This is a genomic window from Arthrobacter celericrescens, from assembly GCF_003614925.1.
Taxonomy (GTDB): domain Bacteria; phylum Actinomycetota; class Actinomycetes; order Actinomycetales; family Micrococcaceae; genus Arthrobacter; species Arthrobacter celericrescens.
Map to the genome: position 1 here is coordinate 116,262 of NZ_QYLP01000031.1, position 14,513 is coordinate 130,774.

14 protein-coding genes and 7 tRNA genes are annotated in these 14,513 nt (G+C 66.7%); 17 read left to right on the forward strand and 4 right to left on the reverse strand.

Translation table 11 applies throughout. The annotated features are described in order from the left end of the window. Positions 1-23: 23 nt before the first annotated feature. Both D3654_RS07245 and D3654_RS07250 read right to left on the reverse strand, forming a co-directional pair. A complete protein-coding gene (locus D3654_RS07245) occupies positions 24-905 on the reverse strand; it encodes a cytochrome (protein WP_120520840.1) in 882 nt (293 codons plus the stop codon). 135 nt (positions 906-1,040) lie between these two features. Continuing rightward, positions 1,041-1,112, reverse strand: a tRNA-Val gene (locus D3654_RS07250). 294 nt (positions 1,113-1,406) lie between these two features. Here D3654_RS07250 and D3654_RS07255 point away from each other — a divergent pair. From D3654_RS07255 to D3654_RS07295, 9 genes are all read left to right on the forward strand, one after another. Beyond that, a tRNA-Gly gene (locus tag D3654_RS07255) sits at positions 1,407-1,479 on the forward strand. 54 nt (positions 1,480-1,533) lie between these two features. After that, a tRNA-Cys gene (locus D3654_RS07260) sits at positions 1,534-1,604 on the forward strand. A 40-nt stretch (positions 1,605-1,644) separates the two neighbouring features. After that, positions 1,645-1,716, forward strand: a tRNA-Val gene (locus tag D3654_RS07265). 60 nt (positions 1,717-1,776) lie between these two features. Then, positions 1,777-1,849 (forward strand) — tRNA-Gly (locus D3654_RS07270). A 52-nt stretch (positions 1,850-1,901) separates the two neighbouring features. Continuing rightward, positions 1,902-1,976 (forward strand) — tRNA-Val (locus D3654_RS07275). Positions 1,977-2,018: 42 nt separating this feature from the next. Continuing rightward, a tRNA-Gly gene (locus tag D3654_RS07280) sits at positions 2,019-2,091 on the forward strand. Between the two features lie 286 nt (positions 2,092-2,377). Next, complete coding sequence (locus D3654_RS07285; protein ID WP_120520841.1) at positions 2,378-3,838, forward strand: amino acid permease; 1,461 nt, start codon at positions 2,378-2,380, stop codon at positions 3,836-3,838. A gap of 88 nt (positions 3,839-3,926) precedes the next feature. Further along, entirely contained in the window at positions 3,927-4,145 is a 219-nt protein-coding gene (locus D3654_RS07290; RefSeq protein WP_205571752.1) for an antitoxin, read from the forward strand. Between the two features lie 92 nt (positions 4,146-4,237). Continuing rightward, positions 4,238-5,476, forward strand: a complete 1,239-nt coding sequence (locus D3654_RS07295) for a benzoate/H(+) symporter BenE family transporter (protein ID WP_162943672.1) — start codon at positions 4,238-4,240, stop codon at positions 5,474-5,476. 12 nt (positions 5,477-5,488) lie between these two features. Here the strand turns inward: D3654_RS07295 and zapE are convergent, their stop codons facing one another. Further along, positions 5,489-6,526 carry a cell division protein ZapE gene (gene zapE / locus D3654_RS07300; RefSeq protein WP_120520842.1) on the reverse strand — a complete coding sequence of 346 codons (1,038 nt, stop codon included), beginning with the start codon at positions 6,524-6,526 and terminating at the stop codon, positions 5,489-5,491. A 216-nt stretch (positions 6,527-6,742) separates the two neighbouring features. On the opposite strand from zapE, the gene D3654_RS07305 reads away from it, so the two are divergent. The 3 genes from D3654_RS07305 to ybaK all read left to right on the forward strand — a co-directional run bounded on the left by D3654_RS07305 (position 6,743) and on the right by ybaK (position 8,689). Then, positions 6,743-7,663, forward strand: a complete 921-nt coding sequence (locus D3654_RS07305; RefSeq protein ID WP_120520843.1) for a sulfurtransferase — start codon at positions 6,743-6,745, stop codon at positions 7,661-7,663. Between the two features lie 69 nt (positions 7,664-7,732). After that, positions 7,733-8,194 carry a SufE family protein gene (locus D3654_RS07310; RefSeq protein ID WP_205571753.1) on the forward strand — a complete coding sequence of 154 codons (462 nt, stop codon included), beginning with the start codon at positions 7,733-7,735 and terminating at the stop codon, positions 8,192-8,194. Between the two features lie 3 nt (positions 8,195-8,197). Further along, positions 8,198-8,689, forward strand: a complete 492-nt coding sequence (gene ybaK / locus D3654_RS07315) for a Cys-tRNA(Pro) deacylase (RefSeq protein ID WP_120520845.1) — start codon at positions 8,198-8,200, stop codon at positions 8,687-8,689. 16 nt (positions 8,690-8,705) lie between these two features. Here the strand turns inward: ybaK and D3654_RS07320 are convergent, their stop codons facing one another. Then, complete coding sequence (locus D3654_RS07320; RefSeq protein ID WP_245413131.1) at positions 8,706-9,962, reverse strand: alpha/beta hydrolase family protein; 1,257 nt, start codon at positions 9,960-9,962, stop codon at positions 8,706-8,708. A gap of 107 nt (positions 9,963-10,069) precedes the next feature. Here D3654_RS07320 and D3654_RS07325 point away from each other — a divergent pair, with 107 nt between their 5' ends. The 5 genes from D3654_RS07325 (at position 10,070) to D3654_RS07345 (ending at position 14,443) form a co-directional block, all read left to right on the forward strand. Beyond that, entirely contained in the window at positions 10,070-10,561 is a 492-nt protein-coding gene (locus D3654_RS07325; RefSeq protein WP_120520846.1) for a hypothetical protein, read from the forward strand. Between the two features lie 14 nt (positions 10,562-10,575). Further along, complete coding sequence (gene msrB / locus D3654_RS07330) at positions 10,576-11,067, forward strand: peptide-methionine (R)-S-oxide reductase MsrB (protein ID WP_120520847.1); 492 nt, start codon at positions 10,576-10,578, stop codon at positions 11,065-11,067. Positions 11,068-11,237: 170 nt separating this feature from the next. After that, positions 11,238-12,605 carry a DUF6421 family protein gene (locus D3654_RS07335; protein ID WP_120520848.1) on the forward strand — a complete coding sequence of 456 codons (1,368 nt, stop codon included), beginning with the start codon at positions 11,238-11,240 and terminating at the stop codon, positions 12,603-12,605. Beyond that, positions 12,605-13,330: an SDR family NAD(P)-dependent oxidoreductase gene (locus tag D3654_RS07340; protein WP_120520849.1), complete on the forward strand. Its 726-nt coding sequence runs from the start codon at positions 12,605-12,607 to the stop codon at positions 13,328-13,330. The genes D3654_RS07335 and D3654_RS07340 overlap by 1 nt, the downstream gene beginning before the upstream one ends. Before the next feature lie 24 nt (positions 13,331-13,354). After that, positions 13,355-14,443 carry a threonine aldolase family protein gene (locus D3654_RS07345; RefSeq protein ID WP_120520914.1) on the forward strand — a complete coding sequence of 363 codons (1,089 nt, stop codon included), beginning with the start codon at positions 13,355-13,357 and terminating at the stop codon, positions 14,441-14,443. Positions 14,444-14,513 lie beyond the last annotated feature (70 nt).

Genomic DNA, 14,513 nt, shown 5'->3' on the forward strand with positions numbered 1-14,513 from the left:
GCTTGGCGTCCATACAAGGGAAGCTAAGCCAGTTTAGTGGAGCCGGCCACGGCGGGAGCGGCGGGGTACGCCGGTGGAGCGACCGGAAGCAGGGCCGCGCCGGCCGTAGCGACGTTCGCGGACATGTCCCAGACCCGTTTCAGGGCACAGAATTTCCACCAGTGGTGCTTAAGGACATCCGGGTTGGCGCGCTGCGGGCGGACCTCGGTTTCGCCGATGGCCACGGCCAGGAGAACCGGATCCTCGCCGTACTTCCACGGCTCCCATTCCCCTGCCACCGGATCCACCAGGCTTTCCTCCGCCTTCATGCCTGCCACCAGCTGCATGACGACCTTGTCATCCAGTGCCTTGACCGTGCCGTCGCGGTTGGTTCCCTTTGTCTTGTAGTCGATCAGGCAGATCCTGCCGTTGATCCGTGCCACCAGGTCCAGCGTGCCGGCGTAGCCGACGCTGGTGTTCCAGACGGTGATTTCCGGGGCGAGCGGTTCCACGCGGTACAGCTCCCACCATTCATCGAACCGTGCCGCGAAGGCCTCTTCGCCGTGCGAAGCCAGCTCGTTCCGGGCTTCCGCCACCCGGTGCGGCCTGCCGAGCGCCCGGAGGGCCACTTGTTCGCAGTAGCCGTGTACGCGGTCCCCGCGCTGGGCAGCGTCGTCCCGGTACACCTCGGCGGCCTTTGCTGCCTTGTTGACCGCCTGCCGGAGGCCGGCGGGGCTGCCGAGCAGCCGCGGCAGTTCGGGATCGTTCGCCAGGCTGTTCGCTCCCATGTACCCGAACCAGCCATCCAGCGAGTGCGCCTGCTGCCCGATGACAGTGGTGATGGACGGCACCGAAAAGGCTTCCGTGGTGGAACGGGCGTACATCCGGCCGTAGTCGGTGGCATGGGCAAGCAGTGGATCTGTCATAGGAAAACTCTTTCACAGACCCCCGACAGGATCCGAGCCCGGAGCCGTCCGGGGGCGACGGCGACGTACGGCGCCGGAGTACGACTAAGGCCCCTGCCGTTCCTTGCAGAACAACAGGGGCCTTTGCCTCACGGGTGGGCGATACTGGGTTCGAACCAGTGACCTCTTCGGTGTGAACGAAGCGCGCTACCACTGCGCCAATCGCCCGTGCATCAAAAACACTAACCGACTCCGGCCGGAAATCAAAAACCGCCCGAACGGAATCCGAAATCACCCCCGCTGCAGATACATGAGGCGGCGCCGCCAGCCCGCGGGCGCACGCGCCGGGCAGGCTAATCACAAGCGTGTAACTCAGGAATTCCGCGCCAATCCAAGGAAGTCGACGCACAGACAGCCCCGCCGGGGCCAGCGATTTGGAGTTTCCCCGAACCTCCTATAGAGTTTTTACTCGTCGGAAAGCGACGGGCCGCCCATCGAGGCGGGCCGCGGAAATCCGGCAATGCGGACGTAGCTCAGCTGGTAGAGCACCACCTTGCCAAGGTGGATGTCGCGAGTTCGAATCTCGTCGTCCGCTCGCAGGACACTGTCACGGCACGGACTTCCGGGAAACCGGAACCCTTGCTTACACGGTGGGTTGGCCGAGAGGCGAGGCAGCGGCCTGCAAAGCCGTATACACGGGTTCGAATCCCGTACCCACCTCGGTGAAAACCCTGGATCCCGGTTCCGGCCGGATCATTACGGGCGATTGGCGCAGCGGTAGCGCGCTTCCCTGACACGGAAGAGGTCACTGGTTCGATCCCAGTATCGCCCACGGGAGCAAGGAAACTTGCTTGACGTTGAGCGGATGGCTCCGGCCATCCGCTCAACATTTGCGGACGTAGCTCAGCTGGTAGAGCACCACCTTGCCAAGGTGGATGTCGCGAGTTCGAATCTCGTCGTCCGCTCTCCGGGTTTTAAGGAACCGGAAACGGATATTTTCCGGCTCCTGACGGAAACGGGCGATTGGCGCAGCGGTAGCGCGCTTCCCTGACACGGAAGAGGTCACTGGTTCGATCCCAGTATCGCCCACCAGAGCAAGGCAACTTGCTTGTTGTTGAACCTGGTTCAGCATGTGCGGACGTAGCTCAGCTGGTAGAGCACCACCTTGCCAAGGTGGATGTCGCGAGTTCGAATCTCGTCGTCCGCTCTCCGGGCCCGCGCCCACCATGAAAGCAGCTCTTCGGAGCTGCTTTTTTTGTGCCCTCCAACTGCACGGAACCGGGACAGCGGNCCCACCATGAAAGCAGCTCTTCGGAGCTGCTTTTTTTGTGCCCTCCAACTGCACGGAACCGGGACAGCGGAACTGGATACATCGGAATATCCCACGAATAAAGCTAAGGAAAAATCGCTTTATCTGATGTGATTCGACTCGCATACTATTCCTCGGACCTTTTCGGCTTTCAGCCACCACGCCTACAGGCAGGAGCACCCCGGTGAACCAACAAACGCTCACAAGTTCGATCCTCAGGAAAAAACCGATCGACACCATCGAGGAGGAGAACAAGCACAGCGGCCTTTTCAAAAGCCTCGGCCTCTGGCAACTGACCGCCATCGGCGTGGGCGGCATCATCGGCGTCGGCATCTTCTCCCTCGCAGGCCTGGTGGCCCACGGCAACGGCAGCAATCCCGGCGTCGGCCCCGCGGTGCTGATCTCCTTCCTCGTGGCCGGCCTCGCCTCGGCGGCTGCGGCCCTTTCCTACGCCGAATTCGCCGGCATGATCCCGCGCGCCGGTTCGGCCTACACCTACGGCTATGTCGCCCTGGGTGAAATCATCGGCTGGTTCATCGGCTGGGACCTGCTGCTCGAGTACATCGCGATCGTCGCCGTTGTCGCGATCGGCATCTCCGGCTATTTCGACGCCTTCCTCTCCGGAATCGGCATCCACATGCCGGCCTGGATGACGTCCACGGTCGACGAAGGCAAAGGCGGCCTCGTCAACATTCCCGCCATCCTTGTCTGCCTGCTGGTGACCTGGATCCTGAGCCGGGGCACCAAGACCTTCGGCCGCTTCGAACTGATCGCCGTGGGCATCAAGGTGCTGCTGATCGTGTTCATCATCGGGCTGGGCATCTTCTACATCAACACCGAGAACTACAACCCGTTCATGCCCAGCGGCTTCGGCCCGGTCCTGGCCGGATCCGCCACCGTATTCTTCGCGGTCTTCGGCTATGACGCCATGAGCACCGCAGCAGAAGAGGCCAAGGACGGCAAGAAGCACATGCCCAAGGCCATCGTGCTGTCCCTCGTGATCGCCATGCTCCTCTACGTGGCCGCTACCCTGGTCCTGACCGGCATGCAGAACTACAAGGACATCAACCCCACCGCCGGATTCGCCTCGGCGTTCACCGGCGTCGGCCTTCCGGTCATCGCCACGATCATCTCGGTCTTCGCCGTGCTGTCCATCCTCACCGTCATGCTCACCTTCCTGCTGGGCGTCACCCGTGTCTGGTTCACGATGAGCCGCGACGGGCTCCTCCCGACCTGGTTCGCGAAGACGGACCGCCACGGCACCCCGCAACGTGTCACCTGGATCGCAGGCATCACCTCGGCCTTGCTTGCCGGTGTCTTCCCGATCAAGGCAGTGGCCGACCTCACCAACATCGGCATCCTTGCCGCCTTCGTGGTGGTGTGCGTGGCCGTGATCGTCTTCCGCTACACGAAGCCCGGCGCGCCGCGCACGTTCCGCCTGCCGCTCATGCCCCTGGTGCCGGCCTTCGGCGTCCTGGCCTCGGGCTTCCTCATGACGCAGCTGCCGTGGGACACCTGGCTGCGGTTTGGCGCCTGGCTGGCCATCGGCTTGGCGATCTACTTCGGGTACGGCCGCCGGCATTCGCTGATGAATCCGCTCAGCCCCCGGCACCAGGAGCACGCCAGGCTCGACAGCGGCTCCTGAGGGCCCGCCAATCCTTGCTTGGCAGGGCCGTGATCCCGGGTTAGGCTCGGAAAACGGAGGAGCGAACTGGCTCCGCGACGGAAGGGAGGTGCCCGTGGGACTAATTGACGATCTGAAGGGCAAAGCTCAAGAGCTCATTGGTGGCAACGAGGAAGCCATCAAGGGCGGCATCGAGAAGGCCGGTGATTTCATCGACGACAAGACCGGTGGAAAGTTCGCCGAGCAGGTTGATGCAGCCCAGGACGCCGCTTCCGGATTCGTGGAAAAGGCCGGTGGCGAAGCTCCGGCCACGGATGAGCGTCAGTAAAGAGCTGCCGTAACAGTTACGTCAACGGGGCACTGGTCCCGCCGGGAGGCGGCACCAGTGCCCTTGGCGTTTAACGGGTACCGTTGAGGATCATGCCTTCCCTCGATTCCAGCGCTGCACCGGCCGAAGCCACCACCGCTCCCCCAGCCCCGCCGTCCCGGCAGTTGTCGATGCCCCTGACCGCCGGCGTCGTGACGGCCCTGGTCGGCTTCACCTCCTCCTTCGCGGTGGTCCTCGCCGGGCTGCGTGCGGTGGGGGCCAGCGATGCTCAGGCGGCCAGCGGCCTGCTGGCGCTCACCCTCTGCTTCGGGATCGGCGTCCTCTGGCTCTCCTGGCGCTCGAAGGTGCCGGTGACGCTCGCCTGGTCCACGCCGGGGGCTGCGCTGCTCACGGGAGCCGGAACGCCCGACGGCGGCTGGCCGGCCGCCGTCGGCGCCTTCCTGGTGGCCGGGGTGCTGATCGCACTGACCGGGCTGCTGCCTCCGCTGGGACGGCTGATGGCGCGGATCCCCACCGCGCTTGCGCAGGCGATGCTTGCCGGTGTCCTCCTGCCCTTGTGCGTGGCCCCTTTCAAGGCCCTCGGTTCCGCGCCGCTGCTGGTGGCGCCGGTGATCCTGTGCTGGTTGCTGATGATGAAACTGGCGCCGCGGTGGTCCGTTCCGGCGTCGCTCGGGGTGGCTTTGGCCGTCATCGGGCTCTATATCGGGCTGAACGGTGGAAGCATTCCAGCGGAGAGACTGCTGCCCGAACTGCAGTGGACCACTCCGGCATTCACCCTGCAGTCGGTGGCGGGCGTGGCCCTGCCGCTGTTCATCGTGACGATGGCCTCCCAGAACATTCCAGGCGTGGCGGTGCTGAAGTCCTTCGGATACCCCACGCCGTGGCGGCCGTCGATGTTGGTGACCGGGGCGGGGACGGCGCTCGGCGCCCCGTTCGGCGGCCACGCCATCAACCTGGCCGCCCTCAGCGCGGCACTGGCCGCCGGCGAGGAAGCAGGCCCGGACCGCGGCCGCCGGTGGATTGCCGCCTTCACCTCGGGCTTGGCCTACCTGGTACTTGCAGCGTCCTCCGCGGCGCTGGTCACCGTGGTGGCCGCGGCGCCGCAAGGCCTCCTCGAAGCGGTGGCCGGCCTCGCTCTGCTGGGCACCATGGCCTCGGCGATCGCGTCCGCTCTGGCGGTCGCAGAAGAACGGATCGGCGCCTCGGTGACCTTCCTGCTGGCCGCCTCCGGGCTGAGCGTTGCCGGGATCGGGGCGGCGTTCTGGGCCCTGCTGGCGGGGATTCTTGTCCGGTGGGTGCTCAAGGACCGGAGCGCCGCGAAGCGGCGCTAACCGGCGGGAGCCTCAGGACGGTTCGTGGTTCTGGCCCTCGCGGGCCAGTGCGGTGAGGCGGGAGACGGCGCGGTAGTACTTCTTCATGTACCCGCCGCCCATCATTTCCTCGGTGAAGAGCTTGTCGAACGGAACGCCGCTGGCCAGGATCGGGACGTCCTTGTCGTACAGGCGGTCGGCGAGCACCACGAAGCGCAGGGCGACCGCCTGCTCGGTGATGGTCTCCACGTCGCGCCACACCACGCCGTCGATCCCGGCGATCAGCTGGCGGTAGCGGCTGGGGTGGACACCGGCCAGGTGGTCCACCAGTTGGCGGAAGTCGTCGACGGCGACCGTCTGTCCGTCGAATTCGGCGTGCATGTGCCGCTTGAGGTCCTCGGTCTTCAGCGGAGCCGGGGCGGCCGGCAGGCCGCGGTGGCGGTAGTCCTCGCCGTCGATCCTGATGACCTCGAACTGGTCCGCGAGGACCTGGATTTCGCGTTGGAAGTCGACGGCGGCGAAGCGGCCCTCGCCGAGGGAACCCGGCAGGGTGTTGGAGGTCGCCGCTAGCCGCACGCCGGCGTCGGCCAGTTCCCGCATGAGGCGGGACATGAGGACCGTGTCGCCTGGATCGTCGAGCTCGAATTCATCGATGCAGACGAGCTTGTAGCTGCTGAGCGCCTCCACCGTCTTGCGGAAGGACAGCGCCCCCACGAGGTTGGTGTATTCGACGAAGGTGCCGAACGCCTTGGGTCCGGGCGCGGAATGCCAGAGGGAGGCCAGCAGGTGCGTCTTACCTACGCCGAAGCCGCCGTCCAGGTAGATGCCGGCGCGCCCGGTGTCCTTCTTGCCGAAGATCCGGGAGAACAGTCCGCCGCCCGTACCGTTTCCGACGCCGGCGCCGAAGCTTTCAAGTGCCTTGACGGCGGCCGCCTGGCTGGGCTGGGAGTGATCGGGACGGTAGCTCGAGAAGGAGACCTCCCCGAACCGCGGGGAGGGATGGAACCCCTGCAGGATCTCGTCCACCGAGACCGCTGGGGTGCGTGCGGCGAGCTGTTCGATCTGTACCAAGGGGGTCCGTTCTTCCGGGATGGGTCCTCAGCAAGAATACCGGGAATGCACAGCCGCCCAGGACACGGCCGGAGGCCTGCCAGGCGACCATGTTTCACCATGTGACCGCACAGGAGCAATCCCGCAGGTGCATGGATAGTGTTGGTTCCAAGCCGGGCAAAGGAATGCCCCGCCGTCCGGTCCGGCGCCGTCCATCATCAGTGAAAGGCCATACCCATGTCCTACCCCGTTGAACAGAACGAAAAGTTCGCGAAGTACGCGCACCCGGAGCGCTTGGTTTCCACCGAATGGCTCGCCGCGGCCCTCGAAGGCGGAGCGCCCAACGACGGCACGCTGGTTGTTGTCGAATCCGATGAAGACGTCCTTCTCTACGAGACCGGCCACATCCCCGGCGCCGTCAAGATCGACTGGCACACGGACCTGAACGATGAGGTCACCCGCGACTACGTGGACGGCGCAGCGTTCGCCGCCCTGGCCGCTGCCAAAGGCATCTCCCGTGACACCACCGTGGTGATCTACGGCGACAAGTCCAACTGGTGGGCAGCCTACGCCCTGTGGGTCTTCACCCTCTTCGGCCACGAAGACGTCCGCCTCCTGGACGGCGGCCGCGACAAGTGGATCGCCGAAGGCCGCGAACTGACCACCGACATCCCGCAGCCGGCCCCGGGCGAGTACCCCGTCGTCGAGCGCAACGACGCACCTATCCGCGCCTTCAAGGAAGACGTCCTGGCGCACCTCGGCAAGCCGCTGATCGACGTCCGCTCCCCCGAGGAATACACCGGCCAGCGCACGCACATGCCGGCCTACCCCGAAGAGGGCGCGCTGCGCGGCGGCCACATTCCCACCGCGGCCTCCATCCCCTGGGCACGCGCCGCAGCCGAAGACGGCAGCTACCGCACCCGCGAGGAACTCGAGGCCCTGTACCTCGGCGAAGCCGGCCTGCAGGAAGGCGACGACGTGGTGGCCTACTGCCGCATCGGAGAGCGTTCCAGCCACACCTGGTTCGCCCTGAAGTACCTGCTGGGCTTCCAGAATGTGCGCAACTACGACGGTTCCTGGACCGAATGGGGCAACGCCGTACGCGTCCCGATCGTCAAGGGCGCGGAGCGCGGCTCCGTTCCGGTGCTGGTCCGCTAGCCTGCGCTTTCCCTGAACCACCGGTCCGGACGGGGCGAAACCCCGTCCGGACTGCGTAAGCTGGACGTGATGAGTACCAATACCCTGCCCGCCGCACTGGCGGAAATTGTCGATGATTTCCAAGCGCTGAGCGAGCCCGAGCGCCTGCAGCTGCTGCTTGAGTTCTCCCGTGGCCTGCCGGAACTGCCGGAGCGCCTGCTGGACCACCCGGAACTGCTCGAACAGGTGGTTGAGTGCCAGTCGCCGCTGTTCCTGACCATTGAGCAGGAACGCAAGGACGACGGCGGTGCCCTCGGCTACCGCCTGTTCTTCAAGGCCCCGCCGGAAGCACCCACCACGCGCGGCTTCGCCGGCGTGCTGCACGAAGGGCTCGACGGCCTGACGGCGTCCGAGATCCTTGCGGTGCCCGATGACATGCCGGAACTGCTCGGCCTTACCCGGGCGATCACTCCCCTGCGCATGCGCGGCATGACCGCCATGCTCGGCCGCATCAAGCGCAAGGTGGCCGCCGCCGACCGGCTGCAGTCCTAGGCGATGGCGAAGAAACAAGCATCAACCGGAACGCCGGCCACAGCCGCCCTGGCTGCGGCCGGCATTCCTTTTACACTGCACCCGTACACGCACGATCCCGCTGCCGAAAGCTATGGGCTGGAAGCGGCCGAAGTCCTCGGCGTGGACCCTTCCCGGGTCTTCAAGACCCTGATGGTGGACATCGAAGGCAAGCTCGCCGTCGGGGTCGTCCCGGTCAGCGGAACCCTCGACCTCAAGGCGATTGCCGCCGCCATGGGTTCCAAGAAGGCGGCCATGGCCGATCCGAAAACGGCGGAACGGCGCACCGGGTACGTCCTGGGCGGCATCTCTCCCCTCGGCCAGCGCCAGCCATCACCCACCGTCGTGGACGAATCGGCCCTGGGCTTCCCCACGGTCCTGGTCTCGGGCGGGCGGCGCGGCTTGGACATCGAACTCGCACCGGCCGACCTCGTCCGGCTGACGAAGGCGCGCGTCGCGCCGATCGCCGGAGCCTGAGCGGGCCCCCAACTAGCTAGCGGCCGCCCGTGAGCTCGGGCGCAAGCGGCGCCAGCCGCGGCTCCAGCCAGGACCGGACCAGCCGTTCCCACTTTTCGCGGTCCACGTTCCATTCCTTGGTGTGCCTGGCCTTGCGGAACGGTTCGTAGGTGACCATCTCGGGATTCCGTTCGGCGAGGCTCGCGGACGGACCATACGGCACGTAGTCGTCGTCGACGCTGTGAATCAGCAGCGTGGGGGTGCGCAGTTCCACGGCGCGGGCGTCCCAGTCCATCGCCCGCAGGTCCAGGGGTGCGGCCAGGCCGGTGAGCCTGCGGCCGAGCGAGTGGCCGAGCATCAGCTGGCCGTACCGCCCCACGGCGTAAGGGATGGAGTTCAGCCGTGCGTGGTGTGCCAGGACATTCACCCAGTCGATTACGGGCGCATCCAGCACGAGCGCCCGGATGAGGTGGCGGTAGCGGGATAGGTCGGCCGTCTGCAGGCTGATCGCCCCGCCCATCGACCAGCCGAACAGCACGACTTCCTCGGCTCCCTGTTCCAGGGCGAACGCGATGGCGGCTTCGACGTCGCGCCATTCCGTCGACCCCAGGCCGTAGCGGCCATCGGGGGCGGCCGGGGCCAGGCCGTCGTTGCGGTAGGAAATCAGGAGGCTGTCCAGGCCGAGGCTGCGCGCCACCGGAAGGGCCCGCAGGGTTTCCAGCCGGGTGGCGCCGCGGCCGTGCACCATGATGGCCCAGACCCGGGCGGTGCTTTCCCCTTCGGCCCGGACCAGCCAGGCCGGCGCTTTGCCGCCGTCGACGTCTATCTCCACATCCTCGGCCTCCAGGCCGAGCGACGCCGGCGAGGCGTAGACTGCGCCGCTCCACCAGCCGCGGTGCGCCTTCGCGAGGTCGCCGCTGTAGACCTCCTCGACTTCGCGCTGCACGGTCCGTTCGGCGGGCGAGTAGGAGACGATCCGGCCGATCCGTGCGTGGCCGGCACCCCCGTCAAAGAAGAGGCTGAACGTGCCGTGGGACGTGGAGTCCTCGGTGGCCGCCATGATGACCTGCAGCCCCTCATCGCCGCGGACGATCGCGAGGACTTCCTGGTCAGCGTTGCGCATGGCGGGGGTGATGATGCGCCGGGCGAAGTAGGCGGCCAGCGCCGAACTGCCCGCCCCGACAAGCGCGGCCAGGCCGCCGCCGGCGGCGATTCCGAACAGGGTCCACCGCGCGCGGGCGGACATCCCCACGGAGCTTGTGGCGGCGGGGTCCGGGCGCAAGGTCGATGCCATTCCACCATTGTCCATCCCGGCAGCGCCTTTGCCGGAATCGGGCGACGCCCGGCCGGATTCGGGGCCAAACGCTGCCGCGCGGCCGGGTCCGGGTCTACGCTGTAGCCATGAGCGATCCAATCGTCATTCTGAGCGAAGAACCCCTCGGCCACGATGACCGCGTCAACATCGCCAAACTGGTGGACGGCAGCGATGCCCCCATCGTGGTGCTGGTGCCGGCCAATACCGAGCGCCATCTGCTGGTCGATTTCCTGGAGAACCTCTCCATGCTGGAGGTGGCCAAAGCCTTCCGGGAGTTGCTCTCGCAGGCACCGGACCCCGAGGCCGAGCGCGCCAGCGCGCAGAGCGCCCTGGCGGCCTCGCTGGAGGCCCTGGAAGGGCTGGGCTCAGGGGTGACCGGTGAGATCGTCGACGGCGGTGCTGTCGCCGGCCTGGTGGCCAAGGTCAAGTCCCTGAATGCCTCCCAGGCGGTGGTGGTCACCCGTCCGCACGCCATCGCGGACACCTTCCACACGGACTGGGCAAACAAGGCGCAGGACCAGCTGGGCCTGCCCGTGCTGCACCTGTACGCCGGTTCGGGATTCATTGGCGACTCCTGAGCGTTGAGCACATCATGAGCACCGCAGACAACAGCAAGTATTTCCACACCGCCGACCTCACGGCCGGGGTGCCGCACCAGGATGTCCCGGACAAGGGCGTCTGCGTGGAAAAAAGTGACGCCGAATGGCGGGAGCAGCTGACGCCGGAGGAATTCCGGGTGCTGCGCCAAGCGGGAACCGAGCGCCCCTACACGGGCGAATACTGGGACACCCACACGGCCGGTGTCTACCAGTGCCGGGCCTGCGGCGCCGAACTGTTCACCAGCAAGGAAAAGTTCGACTCGCATTGCGGCTGGCCTTCATTCTGGGCGCCGCTGGCCGAAGGCACCGTGCGCTACCTCCGTGACCGCAGCATGGGCATGGAACGGGTGGAGGTCCGCTGCGCCAACTGTGACTCCCACTTGGGCCACGTGTTCGAAGGGGAGGGCTACGGCACGCCCACGGACCAGCGCTACTGCATCAACTCGGTGTCCCTGAAGCTGGTCGAAACACCGGCCGGGAGCTAGTCCTGTCAGGGCCGGGAGGTCCAGCCTGTTCCGCGGCTGGATCTCCCGGCCCTTTCCCGACCTCCATGCAATAGAGTTTCTTATGCTCATGGCACATTTGACTTAGCAACTCTGTTCGCTTGTTACGCTCGCCTCAGAACACAAACAACTGAGGAAAGGCAACGTCAACGATGACCACCACCGCCACGGCGCCCCGCACCCGCATCACCGCAGAGAACCCCGCCTGGGGCTCCCTGAAGGCCGCAGCCACCGCACTGCAGGCCCTGCAGGTCAAGGACGGTTCCGTCCCCGAGGCCACCGACCACGGGGCTGCCCGCGAGCACGTCGCCGCCATCATCGCCGCCGTCGAAACCCTTGCCCCGGCCTTCCCGCACGACGCGCTCTACCTTGACCTGCTGGTCAAGGACTTCGCCCGCTGGAGCGACGCCGGCTTCGGCGTGCCGGACTTCCTGGCCTCCCTGATGGCGTTCCAGCCGCAGGAGCAGCGCGTGGACGGCCTGCAGCACCTGGTGGTGTTCCCGATGTACACCCAGAACGGCAGCACCAGCCGCCTCGTCGAGGCCGTGCTGATCGAGGTCATCTGGCCCGAGTTCATCGGCAGCCTGGAAGGCGGCGACTACTCCAACAAGCTCTTCGTGCCGATCCGATTCATCGATTTCACTCCGGGCTACGACACCAACTCCGCCGTGCTGTTCCCCGAGACCGTCGCCGTCCGCGAAACCCCCACCTTCACCTGGGGCGCCATCTTCGCCGACCGCGAAGCGGCCCGTTTCCGCCGGGTCCTCAAGGCCGCGGCCGAAACCACGCGCCTGGAACTGCCGGCGGACGCCGCCGAACTGCTGGACAACCAGGAGCTCACCGAGCGCACCTTCGTCATGTGGGACCTGATCCACGACCGCACCCACATGCGCGGCGACCTGCCCTTCGACCCCTTCATGATCAAGCAGCGCATGCCGTTCTTCCTGTACTCCCTGGAGGAACTGCGCTGCGACCTGACCGCATTCCGCGAGTCCGTGAAGATCGAAAAGGACGAGGACGCCTCCGAGGACGCCCGCAAGCACGCCAAGCTGGTCCAGTACGCCGTCATCTTCGACCGCATCTTCCGCTTCGCGATCACCGGCAACCGTGTCCGCAACTACGACGGCCTGGGCGGCCAGCTGCTGTTCGCCTGGATGCACCAGCACCGCGTGCTGCACTGGACCGACAGCAAGCTCAGCATCGACTGGGACGACGTTGCCGACGTCGTCGTCGAACTCGGCGAGCGCATCGAGGAACTGTACTGGCGCTCCATCGACCGGCCGAAGACCGCGCACTGGCTGGCCGCATACCAGCTGATTTCCGGTACCGTAACTCCCAACCCCGCTTCGGTCTGGGCCAAGGGCCCCGACGCGCTGCCGTTGACCGGCGCGCCGCGCGAACTGACCGATCAGGTCATGGACGACGAATTCCCGCTGTCCATGTTCTACGAGGCATTGGAGAAGAAGATGCGCCCTGTCATCGAATCCACCACCGGCATCACGGGATCGACGGCGGCCTGATGACGTCCCTGAATGTCCTGGTCACGGGCGGCAGCAGCGCTTCCGGCGTTGCTGTCGCCCGGGCCCTCGCCCTTGCCGGGCATCGGGTCTTCACTGTCGGTTCGGACCGCGGCCGCATCACCGCCGCCGCGGAGGAAGCCGGCGACGGCGTCACGCCCCTGGTCTGCGACCTCGCCAGCCTGGACGCAGTGCGCGAACTCGCCGATGAGGTCCGCGCGTCCGCGGGTCCCGTGGACGGTGTCATCCACCTGGTGGGCGGCTGGCGCGGTGCCACGGGGATCGAGGACCAGCCCGACGAAGACTGGGATGTCCTGTCCACCGGCGCCGTGACCACGCTCCGGAACGTCTCGCGGGTCTTCTACCGCGACCTCGCGGACTCCCCCGCCGGGCGGCTCGCCATCGTCAGCTCGACGGCGGTCTCCGCACCGACCGCAGCGGCAGCCACCTACGCTGCGGCCAAGGCCGCGGCCGAGGCCTGGACCTTCGCCGTCGCCGACGGCTTCCGGCAGGAGCAGTCCGGCGCGACGGCCGATCCCGTTGAACAGCACAGCGCCGCCGTCGTGTTCGTCGTCAAGGCACTCCTCGACGCCGGCATGCGGCAGGCCCACCCGGAACGGAAGTTCCCCGGGTACACGGACGTGGAGGAACTGGCCGCGGCCGCCGTCGGGCTGTTCAAGCAGCCCGCAGCGGAAGTGAATGGCCAGCGCATCCCGCTGGTTCCCTGACAGACTGAAAGAGTGAACGAACCCATGACAACTGCCCTGCAGCAGTCCCCGGAAACCCTGGCCGGCCGGATCCACGATCCCGAGGTCCGGGGCTTCGCGTCCGACAACTACTCCGGCGTGCATCCGGAGGTCCTGGCAGCGCTGGCCGCCGCTAACGGCGGGCACCAGGTCGCCTACGGCGACGATGAGTACACCCACAAGCTGGAAGGGCTCATCCAGGAACTCTTCGGCGAAGGCGCCGAGTGCTACCCGGTGTTTAACGGCACGGGGGCGAACGTCGTCGCCCTGCAGTCCCTGCTGCCGCGCTGGGGTGCCGTGGTCTGCGCCGACACCGCCCACATCAACGTGGACGAGAACGGTGCACCGGAACGGATCGGCGGCATGAAGCTGCTGCAGGTCCCCACCACGGACGGCAAGCTGACTCCGGAACTGATCGACCGCGAAGCCTGGGGCTGGGGCGACGAGCACCGCGCGCAACCGCTCGCGGTGTCGATCACCCAGACCACCGAACTGGGCACCTGCTACACGCCAGAGGAAATCAAGGCGATCGCGGACCACGCCCACGCCCGCGGCATGAAGCTGCACATGGACGGCGCCCGGCTGGCCAACGCGGCCGCCCACCTGGGCGTTCCGCTGCGCACCTTCACGCGCGACGCCGGCGTGGACATCCTGTCCTTCGGCGGCACCAAGAACGGGCTGCTTTTCGGCGAACTAGTGGTGGCGCTCAACCCCGAGGCCGCCCACGGCCTGAAGTACCTGCGCAAGATGGACATGCAGCTGGCTTCGAAGATGCGCTTCATCTCCGCCCAGTTCATTGCCCTCCTGGAGGACGGCCTGTGGCTGCGCTCGGCCGGACATGCGAACGACATGGCCACCCGCCTGCGCGCGGCCGTGGACGGGATCGACGGCGTCGAGCCCACCCAGGCGACCCAGTCGAACGGTGTGTTCGCAATCCTGCCCGCAGGAGTGGCTGACCGGCTGCGGAATTCGTTCAAGTTCTATGACTGGAACGAAGCCGCGCGGGAAGTCCGCTGGATGTGCTCCTTCGACACGAGCGAAGCCGACATTGATGCCTTCGTTGCCGCGATCAAACGCGAACTGGCTGCTCAGTAGCCCTTTGGGCCACCGCGCCCGTGGGCCACAGTGCCCCCGGCCGGGGCGGCGTGCCTCCCGGATTTCGCCG